We start from the raw sequence: 16,043 nt of genomic DNA, 5'->3' as shown, positions 1-16,043 counted from the left end.
CGTGGTGGGTGCGGGCCTTGGGCCCGCACTCATCTGTCCATCATCGGCCCGCGCAGGGCATCGAGCACAGTGCGCATCGCCAGGGTCACGTGGTGGCGCGAGGGGTAGTACGCGTAGTAGCCATCGAACGGCGGGCACCAGTCGTCCAGCACCGATTGCAGGCGCCCATCGTCCAGCATCGGCAGGACCTGGTCTTCCGGCAGCCAGGCCAGCCCGCTGCCGGCCAGTGCTGCGCTGCGGGTCATGCCCATCGTGTTGAAGGTCCACTGCCCGCTCACGCGCACGCTCAGTTCGTGGCCATCCTGGCCGAAGTCCCATGGCATCAGTCCGCCATGGGTGGGCAGGCGCAGGGTGATGCAGTTGTGGCTGGCCAGGTCGTGCGGATGCGCGGGGGCGGCGTGCTGACGGAAGTAACCCGGGGCACCGACCACGCGCATCCGCAGCGGGGGGCTGATGGGCACGGCGATCATGTCGCGTGCCAGGCGCTCGCCGAGGCGGATGCCGATGTCATAGCGCTCGGCGACGATGTCGGCCAGGCCATAGTCGGTGGTCAATTCGATCTTCAGGTCGGGGAAGCGCTGCAGCAGGGGGGCCAGCCGCGGCCACGCCAGATACTCAGCGGCGTGGCCGGTGGCGTTGATGCGGATGGTCCCGGCGGGGCGGTCGCGGTACTCGGCCAACGCGGCCAGTTCGTGCTCGATCTCGGCCAGGCGTGGTGCCAGCGTGGCGAGCAGGCGGGCGCCAGCCTCGGTGGTGGAGACGCTGCGGGTGGTTCGGGTCAGCAGGCGCACCCCGAGCCGCTCTTCGAGGCCGCGCATGGCATGGCTGAGCGCGGACTGGGAGACACCCAGCTGGGCGGCCGCGCGGGTGAAGCTGCCCTCGCGGGCGACGTGGACAAAGGCCTGCAGGTCGTTGAGGTTTTCGCGCGGCATGCGGGAATGATACGGCGCCGCCGCTGCCCGCTGCCGCGCAGGCTGATGCTTTCCGGGGAGCCCTCAGGCAGGGCGGCGCATCCAGCTGAACGATTTCATCTGCAACTGTCATGTGGATCGTGTCTAATACCGCCTCCCCCCGCTGTCCCCCCACCCGCATGTCCCATCCTTCCCATGGCCCCGCGCCGTGCGACGACGCTGACGGCCACCTGGTCACCGCCGGTCCGTTGACTCCGCCGCCGGACAGCGCCGGTACCACCGCCGACGAGAAAGCGCTGCGCCACTCGGTAGCCGAGGACGTGCAGGGCATGGTGCTGGCGACGATGGTGGCCTCGCTGGGCCTGGCCATCTTTGCCAAGGGCGGGCTGATGATCGGCGGCATGGCCGGCATGGCCTTCCTGCTGCACTACTCCATGGGCTGGAACTTCGGGCTGGTGTTCGTGCTGGTCAATCTGCCCTTCTACTGGGTGGCGCTGCGGCGCATGGGCTGGGAGTTCACCCTGAAGACCTTTGCCGCGGTTACCGCCTGCGGCGTACTGACCGATCTGCTGCCGCGCTGGATCGATTTCTCGCATATCCATCCGCTGTACTCGGCGATCGTCGGCGGCGCGCTGTCGGGGCTGGGCATCCTGTTCTTCATCCGCCACCGCGCCAGCCTGGGCGGCATTGGCATCCTGGCGGTCTACCTGCAGCGCACCCGTGGCTGGAGCGCCGGCAAGGTGCAGATGTCCTACGATGCCTGTCTGATGATCGCCGCGTTCTTCGTGCTTTCGCCGTCCAAGGTGATGTATTCGGCGATCGGCGCGGTGGTGCTCAGCCTGGTGCTGATGTTCAACCACCGGCCCGGCCGTTACATGGGCGTGTAAGCGCGCCTTCCGCGTTCGCCGGGCATGGCCCGGCGCTACCGGAACTGGTACGTGGTAGCGCCGCGCCATGCCCGGCGGATGCAGATCAGCGGGTGGTAGCGCCGGGCCATGCCCGGCGGGTCCGGTTCAGCGGGCGACGGCCTGCAGCCAGGGCGGTGACAGCTTCAGCAGCCGCGCATGCACCGGGCAGTCTGCGGCGTGCGCACCCGGCAGGTAGCCCAGGCTCATCAGGAATTCGCCGGTGATCTCGCCGCCGGTGAAGCGGAAGGTCTTCTTGAACAGCTTCACCCAGTCAGCCTTGCTGCGTGGGTGATGCGCGTCCAGCCAGGCGGCGAAGCTGCCGTGGTCCGCACGCAGCTGCTGGATCACCTGTGCGTTGTGGATCGCGGCAAGCACCTTCAGGCGATTGCGGATGATGCCCGGGTCCGAGAGCAGGCGCTCGATGTCCTGCTCGGCATAGGCCGCGACCCGGTCCACGTCGAAGGCATCGTAGGCCGCGCGGAATCCTTCCCGCTTCTTCAGGATGGTCTCCCAGCTCAGGCCGGCCTGGTTGATCTCCAGCACCAGCCGCTCGAACAGCTCGCGTTCGTCGCGCTGCGGGAAGCCGTACTCGTGCGCGTGGTAGTAGTCGTGCACCGGGTGGCCGGGGGCGATCAGGCAATATCCGGACAAGGCGAACTCCTGCGGTACGGGGTGGTCATTATGCGCGCCGTGACCGGCAGGTGCAGGCATCGGGGGCGGCCAGCGGCTAGAATGGCGGCATGCCCGCAACTCCCACTTCCCTTGCCGATCACCTGCTCGTCGCGCTGCCGTCGCTGCTCGACGCGACCTTTGCCCGCAGCGTCGCGCTGATCTGCCAGCACGACGAGAACGGGGCGATGGGCGTGCTGGTCAACCAGCCGTCCGAGTACACGCTGGGCGAGGTGCTGTCGCAGATGGACATCGCCACCAGCGATGGCGACCTGCAGGCGCGCATGGTGCTCAACGGCGGGCCGGTACATCCCGAGCGCGGGTTCGTCATCCACGACGATGCGCGGCCCTGGGATTCCAGCCTGACGGTGGGCGAAGGCCTGTACCTGACCACGTCGCGCGACATTCTCGAAGCAATGGCCCGCGGCGAAGGCCCGGCCAATGCCGTGGTGACCCTTGGCTGCGCCGGATGGGGCGCTGGGCAGCTGGAAAGCGAGCTTTCCGAGAACAGCTGGCTGACCGTGCCGGCCGACGCCGAACTGGTGTTCCAGCTGCCGCTGGAGCAGCGCTGGCAGGGCGCGGCCTCGCGCATCGGCGTGGATCTGTTCCGGCTCACCGATTACAGCGGCCATGTCTGAGCCGGCCGCCCTCCGTCGCGATGGCACCGTGCTCGGCTTCGATGTCGGCGCGCGACGGATCGGTGTGGCCATCGGCAGTGCCTTCGCCGCGCACGCGCGTGCCGTGGCCGTGGTCGACGTGCACGGCAACGGCCCGGACTGGGCGGCGATCGAACGCCTCATCAAGGAATGGAAGCCCGATGGCCTGGTGGTCGGCGATCCGCTGACGCTCGACGGCCAGGACCAACCCAACCGCAAGCGCGCGCAGGGCTTCGCCCGCCAGCTGCGGGAACGATTCAAGCTGCCGGTGGTGATGATCGACGAGCGCTCAAGCTCGGTGGAAGCCGCCCGCCGCTTCGCCGTCGAGCGCGCCGAAGGGCGCAAGCGCCGCCGTGATGCGGCCGCGCTCGATGCGGTGGCTGCGGCGGTGATCATCGACCGCTGGCTGTCCTCGCCGGACGACGCCACTCCCATTCCCTGACTGCACGATTCCCGCCATGACCGCCCAGCAACTCGATGCCTCCGGCCGCCTGCGCCACCTGCTGACTCTTGAGGGCCTGCCCCGCGACACCCTGCTGCAGCTGCTCGACCGCGCGGGGCAGATCCGCGACGCGGCGGTCGGCCGCGTCGGCAACAAGCGGCACGTGCTGGCCGGTTCCGCGGTGTGCACGCTGTTCTTCGAACCGTCCACCCGCACGCGCAGTTCGTTCCAGCTGGCCGCGCAGCGCCTGGGCGCCGACGTGCTGAACTTCGATGCGTCGACCTCGTCCACGCGCAAGGGCGAAACCGCCTGCGACACGCTGCGCAACCTGGAAGCGATGGGCGTGCGCGGTTTCGTGGTGCGCCATCCCGATGATGGTGCCGTGGCGGCACTGGCCGAAGCGGCGGGCGAGGGCACCGCCCTCGTCAACGCCGGCGATGGACGCAGTTCGCACCCCACCCAGGGCCTGCTGGACATGCTGACCCTGCGCCAGGCCAAGGGCCCGGATTTCTCGAAGCTGAAGGTGTTGATCGTCGGCGACGTGAAGCACTCGCGCGTCGCCCGCACCGACCTGCACGCACTGCGCACGCTGGGCGTGGGCGAGATCCGCGTGTGTGGCCCGCAGTCGCTGCTGCCGGACGACGAAACCCTGAAGGGCTGCGTGGTGGGCGAGGATTTCGACGCGATGCTGGAAGGGGTCGACGCACTGATGATGCTGCGCCTGCAGCGCGAGCGCATGGAAGAAGGGCTGGTGCCGTCGCTGGAGCAGTATCACGACCAGTACGGCCTGACCCGCGAACGCCTGGCCCGCGCCGGCAAGGACGCCGCGGTGCTGCACCCCGGCCCGATCAACCGCGGCGTGGAAGTGACCGACGATGTGGCCGATGGCCCACAGTCGTGGGTGCTGCGCCAGGTCGCCAACGGCGTCGCCGTGCGCATGGCCGTGCTGGAAACCCTGCTGGGCTGAACCCCGCTTTGGCAGGTGCCAACCTTGGTTGGCACTATCCATCCGCGCCCAAGTTGTCGAGCGGATCACACGAAGCGCCAAGCTCCCATTCGCACCATGCATGGGGATATTGCCCAAGCCGCGTCGTCAGCCCGGCCCTGATCGGATTTCCCATCAGATACATCGCATGCCGGTGCAACGATTCGTCAGAGCGGATCGCATGATCGTGATAGCAGGCCTGCCAGAAGCGCCCGACTCGCCCCAGCAACCGGTTTACCTGCTGGGCGGTGCGCGACTTGAAACGCTTCATGACGGTTTCCAGCGTTCCCGCACGTAGTTCGACCAGCCAGTGGATGTGGTCGGGCATGACCACGTACGCAATCGAGCGGGTGAAGCCTTCCTGATCCAGTCGCTGGAATTCGCGGACTGCCAAGGCGGCCGCTGCGGCGTTGGTGAAGAGCGGCGCGCGGTCATGGACGACGGTGGTGAGGATATAGCTGAGGCCGATGCTGGAGCGACGACCGAGCAGGAGACGTGTGTTCTGCATGGAGCAAGCATGGACGGGCCTGCTTCCAGTGAACATCGGGGAATGGGTTGGTTTCAGGTAGGCCAGTGCCAACCAAGGTTGGCAACTACCGAAGCTATGGCTCAGCGCTTCTGCTTGAACAACCACGTCCACATCGCCGCATCGGCGTAGGTGGCATCCCAGGCGTTGTGGTTACCTTGCGGATACTCGGTGTAGCGTACGTCGGCGGCGCCGGTGGCCTGGAATGCGGCGTGCAGGCGGCGGTCGTCGTCTGGTGGCACCACATCGTCAAGCGCACCATGGAAGATCCAGATCGGCGTGTGCCGCAGGCGCTGTGCAATCGCGGCATACGGATCGGCTTCGTTGGCGACCTGCTCCACGAACAGGGTCGGCCGCACCGCGCGGGGGGCCAGCACCGCACCGCAGACCGGCACGATCGCCGCGAAACGGCGCGGGTCATCCAGTGCGATGTTCCAGCTGCCGTAGCCGCCCATCGACATGCCGGTCAGGTACTGCCGGGCCGGGTCGGCACCGAACTCGGCGAGGGTGGCGTCGAGTGCGGCCAGGGCCACCCGGTTGTTGCGGCCGCTCCATTCCTCGTGCCCGGGAACCTGTGGGAACACCACCAGCGCCGGGAAGTCGCGGTGGTCGCGCAGGTAGGGGCCGAGCCCGGCGTGAGTCTGCTTCACGCCATCGCCGCCACGCTCGCCAGAGCCGTGCAGGAACAGGATGACGGGCACATCGACCGGCGCGGCACCCTGCTGCGCCGGACCACGCGGCTGCAGGCCCGCGGGAATGAACACCTGGTAATAGGCCGTCCGGCCATCCACCTTCACCGCACGCGCCTCGAAGCGTCCGTGCGTCCGTTCGGCGGTGCTGGCGCAGCCTCCTACCATCAGGACCAGCAGCAGCGGCAACCAGCGTGCAAGCAGACGAACCATGAGCGCGTTTCCTGATCTGGAATCGTTTTCATGGTAGTCCAGTCGCGCCTGGCCAGCATCGTGCAGCGCGTCACTCGGGCCGGGGGGCGCTGGCGACGATGTCCAGCTGCTCCTGCGCTTCAGCGTTGCCTTCGGCGGCGGCGGCCCGTACCTGTGCCAGATCCGGGTGCAGCACCACCAGCAGCGGGTTCTCGCACACCGGGCAGTCGTACTCGGTGGCGTCCTCGTCCAGCTCCATCACCATTGCCCGCGAACTGCCCTTCCATTCGCACGCGGCACAGGTATGCAGCTGGTCGCGCCAACCCGGCTGGAAGTAGTTTTCGATCGTGGTTGCCATGGGGTGTTCCAGTGGGAATGGGCCCCGCGCCCCGACCGGGGGCAGGGCGCAGGTCGGTCAGTGCAGCAGCACCAGGGTGGCCAGGCCGAGGAAGGTGAAGAAGCCCATCGAATCGGTCACGGCGGTCAGGAAAATACCGCTGGCCAAGGCCGGATCGAAGCCGAAACGTTTCAGGGTCAGCGGCACCAGCACACCGGCCAGCGCGGCGAACAGCAGGTTGAAGGTCAGCGCGATGGCGATCACCGCCGACAACCCCGGCGAATGGAACCAGGCCAGCACGATCAGGCCCAGCACGGAACCCAGCAACAGGCCGTTGAGCAGTGCCACCCGCACTTCCTTCCACAGCAGGGTGCGTGCATTGGATGCGCCCACCTGGCCCAGCGCCAGGCCGCGCACCATCAACGCCAGCACCTGCGTGCCTGCGTTGCCGCCGAGGCCGGCGACGATGGGCATGAGCACCGCCAGCGCCACCAGCTTGTCGATCGTGCCTTCGAAGTGACCGACCACGCTGGAGGCGAGGAAGGCGGTACACAGGTTCACCGACAGCCACATCAGGCGACGGCGCATCGCGCGCCACACCGGGCTGAACAGATCCTCGTCCTCGTCCAGGCCGGCGGCGCCCAGCGCCTGGTGCTCGGCCTGGCCACGGATGATGTCGACCACGTCATCGATGGTGATGCGGCCGACCAGAATGTTGTTGTCGTCCACCACCGGCGCGGAAATCCAGTCATGGTCGGAGAACTGGCGGGCGACCTCCTGGTCGCTCTCGCCGACATCGATCGCCGGCTGTTCGTCGTCGATCAACCGGTTGATCGGCGTGGTGTCTTCATGGGTGACCAGCGCTGCAAGCGAGACACGGCCAAGATACTGATGGCGGCGGCTGACCACGAACAGGTGGTCGGTATGGTCCGGCAGTTCGCCGCGCAGGCGCAGGTAGCGCAGCACCACGTCGACGTTGACGTCGGCGCGCACGGTCACCACGTCCGGGTTCATCAGGCGGCCAGCGCTGTCCTCGGGGTAGGACAGGACCTGCTCGAGGCGCTCGCGGTTCTCGCGGTCCATCGACTTGAGGACTTCGTCGATGACCGTGTCCGGCAGGTCCTCGACCAGATCGGCCAGGTCGTCGATGTCCAGGTCTTCGACCGCGGCGATGATCTCGTCCGGGTCCATGTCCGCGAGCAGGCTCTCGCGCACGTCGTCGCCGACGTGGACCAGCACCTCGCCGTCATCTTCCGGATCGACCAGGCCCCACACGACTTCGCGCTTTCCCGGCGGCAGCGATTCGAGCAGGTTGCCGATCTCGGCGGGGGCCAGAGTATTGACCAGGCGACGCACCGGTCCCAGCCGGCCACTGTCCAGTGCATCGGACAGCATCCGCAGTTGGCGCGCAGTCTTGTCGTGGCGTACAGCTTCAGCCATCGCAGCTCCCGCGGGATAAGAAAAGCCGCGATCCTGGCAAGGATGCGGCAACAAGGGTGTTCAGCGCGTCATTATCGCAAGGGGATGTTTCAACGCATACCCCGGTGTCTGCGGCCAGCGGGGTCCATGAATTCCGCCGGGCATGGCCCGGCGCTACCGGGAAGGTACACGCGGTGGTGCGCCGGGCCATGCCCGGCGAGCGGGATGCGTGGGGTGGTAGCGCCGGGCCATGCCCGGCGAGCGCGCAGCGCGGCCGTCAGGGCGTATCGGCCACCAGTGCCAGCCAGCGCTCGATGCCGCGACGGTCCCGCGCGGCCAGCAGCTTCGGAGCGCGGGCGCGCAGGGATGCCAGGTCGGCCTCGCGGATCGCGCGGCGGACTTCCAGCAGCGTGCCCGGATGCAGGCTGAACTCGGTCAGGCCCAGTGCCAGCAGCAGCGGCGCCATGCGTGCGTCCCCCGCGATCTCGCCGCACACCGCCACCGGCACACGATGGCGTGCGCCGGTCTCGATCACCATCTGCAGCAGGCGCAGCACCGCCGGGTGCAGCGGCGAGTAGAGTTCGCCCAGCGCCTCGTTGTTGCGGTCGGCCGCGAGCAGGTACTGCACTAGGTCATTGGTGCCGATCGACAGGAAGTCGACCAGGTCGATGAAGCTCTCCAGCGCCAGAGCAGCGGCGGGTACTTCGATCATCGCCCCCAGCGGCACGTGGTCGGCCACCATGTGCCCTTCCGCGCGCAGTTGTTCGGACAGCTTGAGCATGCGCCGGCGCACGGCCAGCAGCTCTTCGCGCGTGCTGATCATGGGCACCAGCACCCGCAGCTTGCCATAGGCCGAGGCACGCAGAATCGCCCGCAGCTGGGTGTCGGCCACTTTCGGCCGTGCCAGCGACAGGCGCACGCCCCGCAGGCCAAGCGCCGGGTTCTCTTCGTTGCTCAGGGTCAGGCCGGTGCGATCCGCTTTGTCCGCACCCAGATCGAGGGTGCGGATGGTCACCGGCCGCCCGCTCATGCCCAGCGCGGCGTCGCGGTAGGTCCGGAACTGTTCTTCCTCGTCCGGCAGTTCGTTGCGCTGCAGGAACAGGAATTCCGTGCGGTACAGACCCAGTCCCTGCGCGCCGAGGGCGTGGGCCTGGGTTACGTCCTCCAGCGATTCGGCGTTGGCCAGCAGGGCGATGTCGACCTGGTCGCGGGTACGGCTGGGTTTGCTGCGCAGGCGTCCGAGCTCCCGCTGCTCGCGGGCGTGTTCCTTCAGTCGTGCGCGATAGTCACGCAGGTTGTCGGCCTGCGGGTTGACGGTGATGCTGCCGTCGGCGCCATCGACGATCAGCACGTCGCCATCGGCAACGCGGCTGAGCAGCTGCGGAACGTTGACGATCAGTGGCAGGTGCAGACTGCGGGCGAGGATGGCGCTGTGCGACAGCGCGCTGCCGGCGGCGGTGACGATGCCCACGACGCCCTGTGCCTGCAGCTGTGCCAGCTCGGACGGCGCGATGTTGTCGCAGACCAGGATCTCGCCGGCCAGCCCCTTCATCACCGGCGCGCGCTCCGGCTGCAGGAAGGCGTGAATGCGGCCGATCACATGATCCAGATCGTCCATGCGGCTCTTCAGGTAGGCATCGTCCATGCCATCGAAGACCTTGGCCAGGCGGTCGCGCTGCAGGCGCAGGGCGTATCCGGCGCTGTACGGGCCGCTGCGGATCAGCTCATCCAGGCCGAACAGCAGCTCCGGGTCGTCCAGCAGCAGCGCGTGCAGATCGAGGAATTCGCCTACTTCCTGGTTCAGTGCGCCGTGCAGGCGCTGCCGAAGCTCATGCATCTCCGCGCGCGCGGCATCCACGGCGTGATGCAGGCGCGTCAGCTCGGTTTCGATCTGCTGCGGTGCCACGCGCTGTTCGGCAACGTCCAGCGCATGCGGCAGGCGCACGCGTGCACGCCCCATCGCCGAACCCCGCGCAGCGCCATGACCAGCCAGCAGCTGGACCGGCCGTTGGCCGGAAGGGAGCTGGCCGGCGCGGGCGCGCGGCACGATCAGCTGTCCTCGTCGAAGCGGCGTTCGAACAGGTCGACCACCGCGTCCATCGCGGCGGCTTCGTCTTCGCCACTGATGCGCACGGTGACCGGGGTGCCCTGGCCGGCAGCGAGCAGCATCACGCCCATGATGCTCTTGGCGTTGATCTCGCGGCCCTTGGCAGCCATGGTCACGTTGCACCGGAACGGTGCCAGGGTCTGCACCAGCTTGGCGGTGGCCCGGGCATGCAGGCCCAGGCGGTTGCTGACGGTGAGTTCTCGTTCAAGCATCGTCGACTATCGCTCCATTACGGGTACCCGCCGCAGCGGTGGCGGGCAGTTGATCCAGTCCCTGTTCCGGATAATTCATCACCCGCAGCAACATCGGCAGGCTCAGCGCCGACACCCGGCGAACCGGGGTCCCCAGCCGGGCCAGCTGCCCGGCAAGGTTGGCGGGGCTGGCGCCGTACAGGTCGGTCAGGATCAGCACGCCTTCTCCACCATCAACCCGCCGCAGCGCGGCCGAGGCGAGGGGGAGCAGAGCATCCAGGTCTGCGTCGAACGGTACTTCGAAAGCTTCGGTCTTCAACGGCAGCTGCCGCAGGAGCCGGGTCGCCACGTCAAGCAGGGCGGCGCCGACCCCGGGATGTGTTACGAGGAGAATGCCACAGGTCATTACTGCACGTTAACAGGTCAAGGTGAATTGGCGATAGCCGCAGATGAGGGGCACTGTGTCCCGTATTCAGCGTCCCCCGCCTGCCGGCCCATCCCGCCTCTCCGCGGGGCGGTCGGGCGCACCCCGGCCGGGCCTCTCAATCCTGCTCGCGGTGATAGGTGGCCACGTCTTCCCAGCCCATTTCGCGGGCATGCCGGGCCATCCGTTCGGCCAGATAGACCGAGCGGTGCTTGCCGCCGGTGCAGCCGAAGGCCACGGTCACGTAGCTGCGTGTGCCGTCGCCCAGCTTCGGCAGCCAGGTGTCGAGAAAACCCATCAGCTGTGCGAGGTAGCACTGCACGTCCGGCTGGGCTTCCAGGTAGTCGCGCACGCCCGGCTCGCGGCCACTGAGCGCACGCAGCTCGGGATCCCAGTGCGGATTGGGCAGCACCCGCGCATCGAAGACGAAATCCGCTTCGGCCGGCACGCCACGCTTGTAGGCGAACGATTCGAACAGCAGCGACAGGCGGGTTGCATGGTCCAGCGTGAACTCGGTGATGATCCGGCGGCGCAGCTGGTGCACGTTGAGCGCGCTGGTGTCGATGATCGCGTCGGCCTCCTGGCGCAGCGGTGCGATCAGTTCGCGCTCGCGGGCGATCGCTTCCGGCAGCGACAGACCGAGCTGGCTGAGTGGATGGCGGCGACGGGTGTCGGCATAGCGCTTGAGCACCGCCTCGTCGCTGGCTTCAAAGAACAGCACCTTTGTTTCCACGCCAGCATCGGTGGCCAGTTGCCGCCAGTTGGCCAGCTGGCTCAGGTCAGCCTGGCCACGCACGTCGATGCCGACCGCCAGCCGGCGCGGCGCGGCGCCGTCATGGTGGGCCAGCAGGCTGCGCACGAAGTCCGGCAGCAGCTGGATCGGCAGGTTGTCCGAGCAGTAGTAGTCCTGGTCCTCGAACGTCTTCAGGGCGACGGATTTACCCGAGCCGGACAGGCCGCTGACGATGATCAGGGTCGGGGCGGTGGGGGCAGCGGTGCTCATGGACAGACTCTTCGAAGGCCAGGGAAATCAGGGTGTTCGCCGTTCCAGCAGGTTGCTGTGGCGCGCGATGAACATCGCGGCCGGGTCGATGCCCTTGGTCCGCAGGATATGCAGGCGGGTGGCCGCCTCGGTCAGCACGGCCAGGTTGCGGCCGGGCATCACCGGCAGCGTGATCAGCGGCACGTCCAGGTCCAGCACATGGCGGGTACCGGAATCGCCGGTCAGGCGTTCGTAGCCATGTGGAGTGGGCTCGGTCATCGGCTTGGTCAGGTGGACGATCAGCCGAAGGTACTTGTTCTTCTTTACAGCCGTGTCGCCGAACATCTCGCGCACGTTCAGCACGCCCAGGCCGCGTACTTCCAGCAGGTCCTGCAGCAGTTCCGGGCAGGTGCCGTCGAGCACGTCCGGCGCGATCTGGGTGAATTCAGGTGCATCATCGGCCACCAGGCGGTGGCCACGGCTGAGCAGTTCCAGCGCCAGCTCGCTCTTGCCCGACCCGGCTTCGCCGGTGATCAGCACGCCGATGGAGTAGATCTCCATGAACACGCCGTGCAGGATCACGCGCGGCGCCAGCGTGCGTGCCAGGTGGTAGGACAGATGATTGAGCAGTTCGTGGCCGCGCTTGGGAGATACCCACAGCGGCGTGCCCGACTCGTCGGCGGCCGCGCGCAGGTCTTCCGGACAGGGCTGGTTGCGGGTAATCACCAGCGCCAGCGGGTGCGACTGCATGAGCTTTTCGATCGTCTCCCAGCGCTGGCGCGGTTCCAGCGCGTCCAGCCAGGACAGTTCCTCGGTGCCCAGGATCTGCACCTTGTTGGGGTAGATCGCATTGAGGTAGCCCGCCAGCGAGGGCCGGCGGGAGACGGTGTTGCCGGCCTCGAGCTCGCGCTTCTCGCCGGATTTTCCCGCCACCCAGCGCAGGCCCAGGCGTTCGCGCTGCTGTTCGAACAGTTCGCGTGCGGTGATGCTGGTATTCATGCGGCACTCGCCGGGGGCGTGAGATCCAGGGCCTGACGCAGTGCCCGCGCGTCGCCGGCGGCGCGCAGCGCCTCGCGGATGGCGGGGGCGGAGAACAGTTCGGCCAGTTCGGACAGCAGCATCAGGTGCTGATGGGTGTAGTGGGCCGGAACGGCCATCGCGAACACCAGGTCGACCGGCTCGTCGCCCCCGAAGTCGACGGGGGTCTCCAGTCGCAGCAGGGCGCCGCGTGGGCGGTCCAGGGTCGGCGCGCGGCCATGCGGAATGGCGATGCCGCAACCGATCGCGGTGCTGCCCAGCGCCTCACGCTGGCACAGGTTCAGATAGATCTGTTCGGCATTGGCCTGGCGGCAGGCCAGCAACCCGGCCGCGGCCTTGAGGACGCTGTCGCGGTCGGTGGCCGTGCAGAGCTGGGTCTGCACGGCCGCCAGGAGGTCAGTCAGGGGCATGTCTGCGGGGAACGGTGGCGATCAGCCGCCATTGTCACCCACCGGCAGCGGTGCGTGCTGCTGTTTTTTCTCCTTGTGCTTGATCACCAGGCGGTCAAGCTTGTCCGCCAGCAGGTCGATCGCGGCATACATGGTCTGGCCGCCGGCCTCGGCGTGCAGGGTCTGGCCGGGAATGTTGAGGCTGGCGTCGACGTGGTGTTCGGTCTTCTGCAGCTTGAGGGTCACCCGCGCTTCGCAGTGCTGGTCGAAGTGCTTTCCGATCCGGGCCAGCTTCTCCTCTACATAGGACTGCAGGGCCGGGGTGACTTCGACGTCTTTGCCAAACGTTTCGATGCGCATCGGGTTTCTCCTGTGTTCGGATGTGCCAATGAACCTCTCCGCCGGGCGCGGCGGTGCGTCAAGCGATTCTGACCCTTTCGTGCGAGGCGGAAATGTTCATGGCTTCACGATACTTCGCCACGGTGCGTCGCGCCACTGGAATTCCCGACGATTTGAGCAGGTCAGCCAGCTTGGCGTCAGAAAGGGGCTTGCGCGGGTTTTCGTCATCGATCAGGCGCCGGATCATTGCCTGGATGGCGGTGCTGGATGCCTCACCGCCGCCTTCGGTATCGATGCCCGACGCGAAGAAGGCGCGCAGCGGCAGGGTGCCGCGTGGGGTCCGGACATGCTTGCGGGCGATCGCCCGCGAAATGGTGGATTCGTGCAGGCCCAGTTCGGCGGCGATCTCACGCAGGGTGAGCGGGCGCAGTGCCTGTTCGCCGAACTCCAGGAAGCCGGACTGCTGCAGGATCAGGCAGCGCACCACCCGCAGCAGGGTCTCGCCACGCTGCTGCAGACCTTTCAGCAGCCAGCGCGCCTCCTGCAGCTGGGCGCGCAGGTAGCCGGCGTCGGCCTCACCGCAGCGGCGGATCATCTGTTCGTAACCGCGGTGGATGACCACCTTCGGCCCGGCATGGCCGGCCAGCGCGGCGCGCCACACGCCGTTCTGCCGCCAGACGACTACGTCCGGCACCACGTAGGTGTCCGGCGACAGCGGCGCGATCTGGGTGCCTGGGCGCGGGTCCAGCGACCGCAGCAGGGCCACGGCGGTCTCGACATCGGCCAGGGGCTGCCGGAGTTCGTGCGCCAGCCCAACCACGCCGCTGCGCGGCAGCCGCTCCAGCGGCCCGGCAGCGACCTGGCGTGCCAGGGCAAGGCCAGGTGTGTCGGCCGCCAGTACGTCCAGTTGCAGCTGGAGGCATTCGCCCAAGCTGCGTGCCGCTACTCCGACCGGATCGAAGCGCTGGATCTGGTGCAGTACGGTGAGGATCTCGTCCTCGCCGGCGTGGATCGCCGGCAGCAGGGTCTCGGCGATGGTGGACAGCGGTTCGCGCAGGTAGCCATCGTCGTCCAGGGCGTCGATCAGGGCAGCCCCGATGCTGCGATCGCGTGCGGACAGATGCGACAGGTGCAGCTGCCACAGCAGGTGGTCGGCCAGGGTCTCGGTTTCGGCCACGCGTTCGGCCGCGCTGCCGCTGTCGTCATCGTCGTCGAAGCTGCCGCCGCTGCCGGCGGTGCTCCAGTCCGGTTCGGCCGATGCCCAGTCGTCCTCCTGGCCGGCGTCGGTGCGTTCGGGCGGGGCGTCATCGCCGTTGCCATCGTCGCCGGCAGCGGCATCGCTCTCGTTGCCTTCGGCCCAGTCCAGCAGCGGATTGCTCTCCACCGCCTGGGCGATCTCCAGTTCCAGCTCGGTGCTGGACATCTGCAGCAGCTTGATCGCCTGCTGCAGCTGGGGCGTGAGCACCAGCTGCTGTCCCAACGATGTCTGCAGCCGAGTCTTCATGCCTGTGCCGAAGAGGGGGAATGGAACCCGGCAGCTGCGGTCACAGCTTGAACGAGTCCCCAAGGTAGACGCGACGTACGTCGGCATTGTCCAGGATCGATTCCGGCGAACCCTGGGCCAGTACGGTGCCCTCGGCGAGGATATACGCGCGGTCGCAGATTCCCAAGGTCTCGCGCACGTTGTGGTCGGTGATCAGCACACCGATGCCGCGCTGCTTGAGGTGGGTGACGATGCGCTGGATCTCGCCGACCGAGATCGGATCGACACCGGCAAACGGTTCGTCGAGCAGGATCAGCCGGGGTTGCGCCGCCAGCGCGCGGGCGATTTCGCAGCGGCGGCGCTCGCCGCCGGACAGGCTGGCGCCAAGCTGTTCGGACACATGGCCCAGCTGCAGTTCGTCCAGCAGGCTGCTCAACTCGCGCTCGCGGCCGGCCGAGTCCAGATCCTCGCGCAGTTCCAGCACCAGGCGGATGTTGTCGGCCACGGTCAGCTTGCGGAACACCGAAGGCTCCTGCGGCAGGTAGCCCACGCCCTGCTTGGCACGGGTGTACATCGGATCGCCGGTGATGTCCTTGCCATCGAGCACGATGCTGCCGGCATCGGCGGCAACCAGGCCGACGATCATGTAGAAGCAGGTGGTCTTGCCGGCACCGTTGGGGCCGAGCAGGCCGACCACTTCGCCCGCTTCGAGGGTGAGCCCGAAGTCCTTGACGACCTCACGTTGCTTGTAGCGCTTGCGCAGGCCCTTGGCGACGAGCATTACTTCCGGCTCCCGGCCGGCTGCGCCGGCGTGGTGGTGGCGGCAGGCGTCTTGTTCTTGGGCGGGATAACGGTGCGCACGCGGCTGCCGTCGCCGCCGGAGTTCATCTCGCCGGTACGGGTGTTGTAGACCATGCGCTGGCCGGCGTTGGTGCCGCGCGCGCTGGTGACCTTGTAGTTGCCGGTGAGGGTGATGATCTCGGTCTTGATGTCGTAGTCGATGCGGTCGGCGAGCGCATCCATCCAGGTGCCGTCATCAAGCTGCTGCTTCAACTTCGCCTGCTTGCCCGTGAACACCACACGCACCGGCTCGCCGTCCTTGAGATAGATCTCCGCTTCGGACGAGCGCAGGTCCAGCGTGCCCTGGGTGATGATCACGCCCTGCGACAGCACGGTTTTGCCGTCGCCGGTGAGCATGCCGTTCTGTGCACCGGCATCGATGTTCATGGGCTCGTTGCGGTCGGTCGACTTCGCCTGCGCGAGGGCGGGGACAAGAAGACTGAGTGCGAGCATGGCTGCAAAGGGGATCTTCATCGGGGTCCGTTCTGCCGGTGGTGGCTGCCCGGTCAGGAGGGC

Annotated in this window: 20 protein-coding genes; 4 read left to right on the top strand and 16 right to left on the bottom strand. The window is 67.7% G+C overall.

Going from position 1 to position 16,043, the window contains the following annotated elements; genetic code table 11:
* Window positions 1-29 precede the first annotated feature (29 nt).
* On the bottom strand, window positions 30-932 hold the full coding sequence (locus tag AC5P5M_RS13305) for a LysR family transcriptional regulator (protein ID WP_053519263.1): 903 nt from the start codon (window positions 930-932) through the stop codon (window positions 30-32).
* A gap of 158 nt (window positions 933-1,090) precedes the next feature.
* On the opposite strand from AC5P5M_RS13305, the gene AC5P5M_RS13300 reads away from it, so the two are divergent.
* A complete protein-coding gene (locus AC5P5M_RS13300) occupies window positions 1,091-1,798 on the top strand; it encodes a YitT family protein (protein WP_053519265.1) in 708 nt (235 codons plus the stop codon).
* Between the two features lie 126 nt (window positions 1,799-1,924).
* Here AC5P5M_RS13300 and AC5P5M_RS13295 read toward each other — a convergent pair whose 3' ends face one another.
* Window positions 1,925-2,470, bottom strand: a complete 546-nt coding sequence (locus AC5P5M_RS13295; protein ID WP_053519397.1) for a DNA-3-methyladenine glycosylase I — start codon at window positions 2,468-2,470, stop codon at window positions 1,925-1,927.
* Between the two features lie 89 nt (window positions 2,471-2,559).
* Here AC5P5M_RS13295 and AC5P5M_RS13290 point away from each other — a divergent pair, with 89 nt between their 5' ends.
* The 3 genes from AC5P5M_RS13290 to AC5P5M_RS13280 are packed head-to-tail and all read left to right on the top strand — an operon-like array spanning window position 2,560 to window position 4,553.
* Complete coding sequence (locus AC5P5M_RS13290) at window positions 2,560-3,126, top strand: YqgE/AlgH family protein (RefSeq protein ID WP_053519399.1); 567 nt, start codon at window positions 2,560-2,562, stop codon at window positions 3,124-3,126.
* Complete coding sequence (gene ruvX, locus AC5P5M_RS13285) at window positions 3,119-3,586, top strand: Holliday junction resolvase RuvX (RefSeq protein WP_053519401.1); 468 nt, start codon at window positions 3,119-3,121, stop codon at window positions 3,584-3,586. The genes AC5P5M_RS13290 and ruvX overlap by 8 nt, the downstream gene beginning before the upstream one ends.
* Window positions 3,587-3,602: 16 nt before the next feature.
* Entirely contained in the window at window positions 3,603-4,553 is a 951-nt protein-coding gene (locus tag AC5P5M_RS13280; protein WP_065174526.1) for an aspartate carbamoyltransferase catalytic subunit, read from the top strand.
* A gap of 34 nt (window positions 4,554-4,587) precedes the next feature.
* Here AC5P5M_RS13280 and AC5P5M_RS13275 read toward each other — a convergent pair whose 3' ends face one another.
* The 14 genes from AC5P5M_RS13275 to lptA all read right to left on the bottom strand — a co-directional run bounded on the left by AC5P5M_RS13275 (window position 4,588) and on the right by lptA (window position 16,001).
* Window positions 4,588-5,079 (bottom strand): REP-associated tyrosine transposase, encoded by a 492-nt coding sequence (locus AC5P5M_RS13275; RefSeq protein WP_065174527.1) that lies wholly within the window; start codon window positions 5,077-5,079, stop codon window positions 4,588-4,590.
* 101 nt (window positions 5,080-5,180) lie between these two features.
* Window positions 5,181-5,999 (bottom strand): carboxylesterase family protein, encoded by an 819-nt coding sequence (locus AC5P5M_RS13270; RefSeq protein ID WP_128989757.1) that lies wholly within the window; start codon window positions 5,997-5,999, stop codon window positions 5,181-5,183.
* Window positions 6,000-6,069: 70 nt separating this feature from the next.
* Entirely contained in the window at window positions 6,070-6,336 is a 267-nt protein-coding gene (locus AC5P5M_RS13265; RefSeq protein WP_053519409.1) for a hypothetical protein, read from the bottom strand.
* 57 nt (window positions 6,337-6,393) lie between these two features.
* Window positions 6,394-7,755: a magnesium transporter gene (mgtE, locus tag AC5P5M_RS13260; protein ID WP_053519410.1), complete on the bottom strand. Its 1,362-nt coding sequence runs from the start codon at window positions 7,753-7,755 to the stop codon at window positions 6,394-6,396.
* Window positions 7,756-8,011: 256 nt separating this feature from the next.
* A complete protein-coding gene (gene ptsP, locus AC5P5M_RS13255; RefSeq protein ID WP_065174530.1) occupies window positions 8,012-9,781 on the bottom strand; it encodes a phosphoenolpyruvate--protein phosphotransferase in 1,770 nt (589 codons plus the stop codon).
* Window positions 9,782-9,783: 2 nt separating this feature from the next.
* Window positions 9,784-10,053 carry an HPr family phosphocarrier protein gene (locus tag AC5P5M_RS13250; RefSeq protein WP_053519412.1) on the bottom strand — a complete coding sequence of 90 codons (270 nt, stop codon included), beginning with the start codon at window positions 10,051-10,053 and terminating at the stop codon, window positions 9,784-9,786.
* A complete protein-coding gene (locus AC5P5M_RS13245) occupies window positions 10,046-10,438 on the bottom strand; it encodes a PTS sugar transporter subunit IIA (protein ID WP_053519413.1) in 393 nt (130 codons plus the stop codon). Before AC5P5M_RS13245 ends, AC5P5M_RS13250 begins: the two co-directional genes overlap by 8 nt.
* A 136-nt stretch (window positions 10,439-10,574) precedes the next feature.
* Window positions 10,575-11,459: an RNase adapter RapZ gene (gene rapZ / locus AC5P5M_RS13240; protein WP_053519414.1), complete on the bottom strand. Its 885-nt coding sequence runs from the start codon at window positions 11,457-11,459 to the stop codon at window positions 10,575-10,577.
* A 27-nt stretch (window positions 11,460-11,486) separates the two neighbouring features.
* Window positions 11,487-12,437: an HPr(Ser) kinase/phosphatase gene (hprK, locus tag AC5P5M_RS13235; RefSeq protein ID WP_053519415.1), complete on the bottom strand. Its 951-nt coding sequence runs from the start codon at window positions 12,435-12,437 to the stop codon at window positions 11,487-11,489.
* A complete protein-coding gene (locus tag AC5P5M_RS13230; RefSeq protein ID WP_053519416.1) occupies window positions 12,434-12,886 on the bottom strand; it encodes a PTS sugar transporter subunit IIA in 453 nt (150 codons plus the stop codon). Before AC5P5M_RS13230 ends, hprK begins: the two co-directional genes overlap by 4 nt.
* Window positions 12,887-12,907: 21 nt before the next feature.
* Entirely contained in the window at window positions 12,908-13,225 is a 318-nt protein-coding gene (gene hpf / locus AC5P5M_RS13225; RefSeq protein ID WP_005415556.1) for a ribosome hibernation-promoting factor, HPF/YfiA family, read from the bottom strand.
* Between the two features lie 58 nt (window positions 13,226-13,283).
* On the bottom strand, window positions 13,284-14,708 hold the full coding sequence (locus tag AC5P5M_RS13220) for an RNA polymerase factor sigma-54 (RefSeq protein ID WP_283219525.1): 1,425 nt from the start codon (window positions 14,706-14,708) through the stop codon (window positions 13,284-13,286).
* A gap of 40 nt (window positions 14,709-14,748) precedes the next feature.
* Complete coding sequence (gene lptB / locus AC5P5M_RS13215; protein ID WP_065174533.1) at window positions 14,749-15,468, bottom strand: LPS export ABC transporter ATP-binding protein; 720 nt, start codon at window positions 15,466-15,468, stop codon at window positions 14,749-14,751.
* Window positions 15,468-16,001 carry a lipopolysaccharide transport periplasmic protein LptA gene (lptA, locus tag AC5P5M_RS13210; protein ID WP_065174534.1) on the bottom strand — a complete coding sequence of 178 codons (534 nt, stop codon included), beginning with the start codon at window positions 15,999-16,001 and terminating at the stop codon, window positions 15,468-15,470. The genes lptB and lptA overlap by 1 nt, the downstream gene beginning before the upstream one ends.
* Window positions 16,002-16,043: the final 42 nt, after the last annotated feature.

The organism is Stenotrophomonas sp. YJH_SMC_106-19, assembly GCF_059368375.1.
Note: the sequence above shows the minus strand (reverse complement) of the source record. Positions and strands in the feature narration are given on the sequence as shown.

Excerpts from the sequence above, each read along its gene's own strand:
- AC5P5M_RS13305 (WP_053519263.1), bottom strand. The coding sequence starts at position 932 with ATGCCGCGCGAAAACCTCAACGACCTGCAGGCCTTTGTCCACGTCGCC.
- AC5P5M_RS13290 (WP_053519399.1), top strand. The coding sequence starts at position 2,560 with ATGCCCGCAACTCCCACTTCCCTTGCCGATCACCTGCTCGTCGCGCTG.
- AC5P5M_RS13265 (WP_053519409.1), bottom strand. The coding sequence starts at position 6,336 with ATGGCAACCACGATCGAAAACTACTTCCAGCCGGGTTGGCGCGACCAG.
- hprK (WP_053519415.1), bottom strand. The coding sequence starts at position 12,437 with ATGAATACCAGCATCACCGCACGCGAACTGTTCGAACAGCAGCGCGAA.
- mgtE (WP_053519410.1), bottom strand. The coding sequence starts at position 7,755 with ATGGCTGAAGCTGTACGCCACGACAAGACTGCGCGCCAACTGCGGATG.
- hpf (WP_005415556.1), bottom strand. The coding sequence starts at position 13,225 with ATGCGCATCGAAACGTTTGGCAAAGACGTCGAAGTCACCCCGGCCCTG.
- AC5P5M_RS13280 (WP_065174526.1), top strand. The coding sequence starts at position 3,603 with ATGACCGCCCAGCAACTCGATGCCTCCGGCCGCCTGCGCCACCTGCTG.
- lptB (WP_065174533.1), bottom strand. The coding sequence starts at position 15,468 with ATGCTCGTCGCCAAGGGCCTGCGCAAGCGCTACAAGCAACGTGAGGTC.
- rapZ (WP_053519414.1), bottom strand. The coding sequence starts at position 11,459 with ATGAGCACCGCTGCCCCCACCGCCCCGACCCTGATCATCGTCAGCGGC.
- ruvX (WP_053519401.1), top strand. The coding sequence starts at position 3,119 with ATGTCTGAGCCGGCCGCCCTCCGTCGCGATGGCACCGTGCTCGGCTTC.
- lptA (WP_065174534.1), bottom strand. The coding sequence starts at position 16,001 with ATGAAGATCCCCTTTGCAGCCATGCTCGCACTCAGTCTTCTTGTCCCC.
- AC5P5M_RS13220 (WP_283219525.1), bottom strand. The coding sequence starts at position 14,708 with ATGAAGACTCGGCTGCAGACATCGTTGGGACAGCAGCTGGTGCTCACG.
- AC5P5M_RS13300 (WP_053519265.1), top strand. The coding sequence starts at position 1,091 with ATGTCCCATCCTTCCCATGGCCCCGCGCCGTGCGACGACGCTGACGGC.
- AC5P5M_RS13245 (WP_053519413.1), bottom strand. The coding sequence starts at position 10,438 with ATGACCTGTGGCATTCTCCTCGTAACACATCCCGGGGTCGGCGCCGCC.
- AC5P5M_RS13275 (WP_065174527.1), bottom strand. The coding sequence starts at position 5,079 with ATGCAGAACACACGTCTCCTGCTCGGTCGTCGCTCCAGCATCGGCCTC.
- AC5P5M_RS13250 (WP_053519412.1), bottom strand. The coding sequence starts at position 10,053 with ATGCTTGAACGAGAACTCACCGTCAGCAACCGCCTGGGCCTGCATGCC.
- AC5P5M_RS13230 (WP_053519416.1), bottom strand. The coding sequence starts at position 12,886 with ATGCCCCTGACTGACCTCCTGGCGGCCGTGCAGACCCAGCTCTGCACG.
- AC5P5M_RS13270 (WP_128989757.1), bottom strand. The coding sequence starts at position 5,999 with ATGGTTCGTCTGCTTGCACGCTGGTTGCCGCTGCTGCTGGTCCTGATG.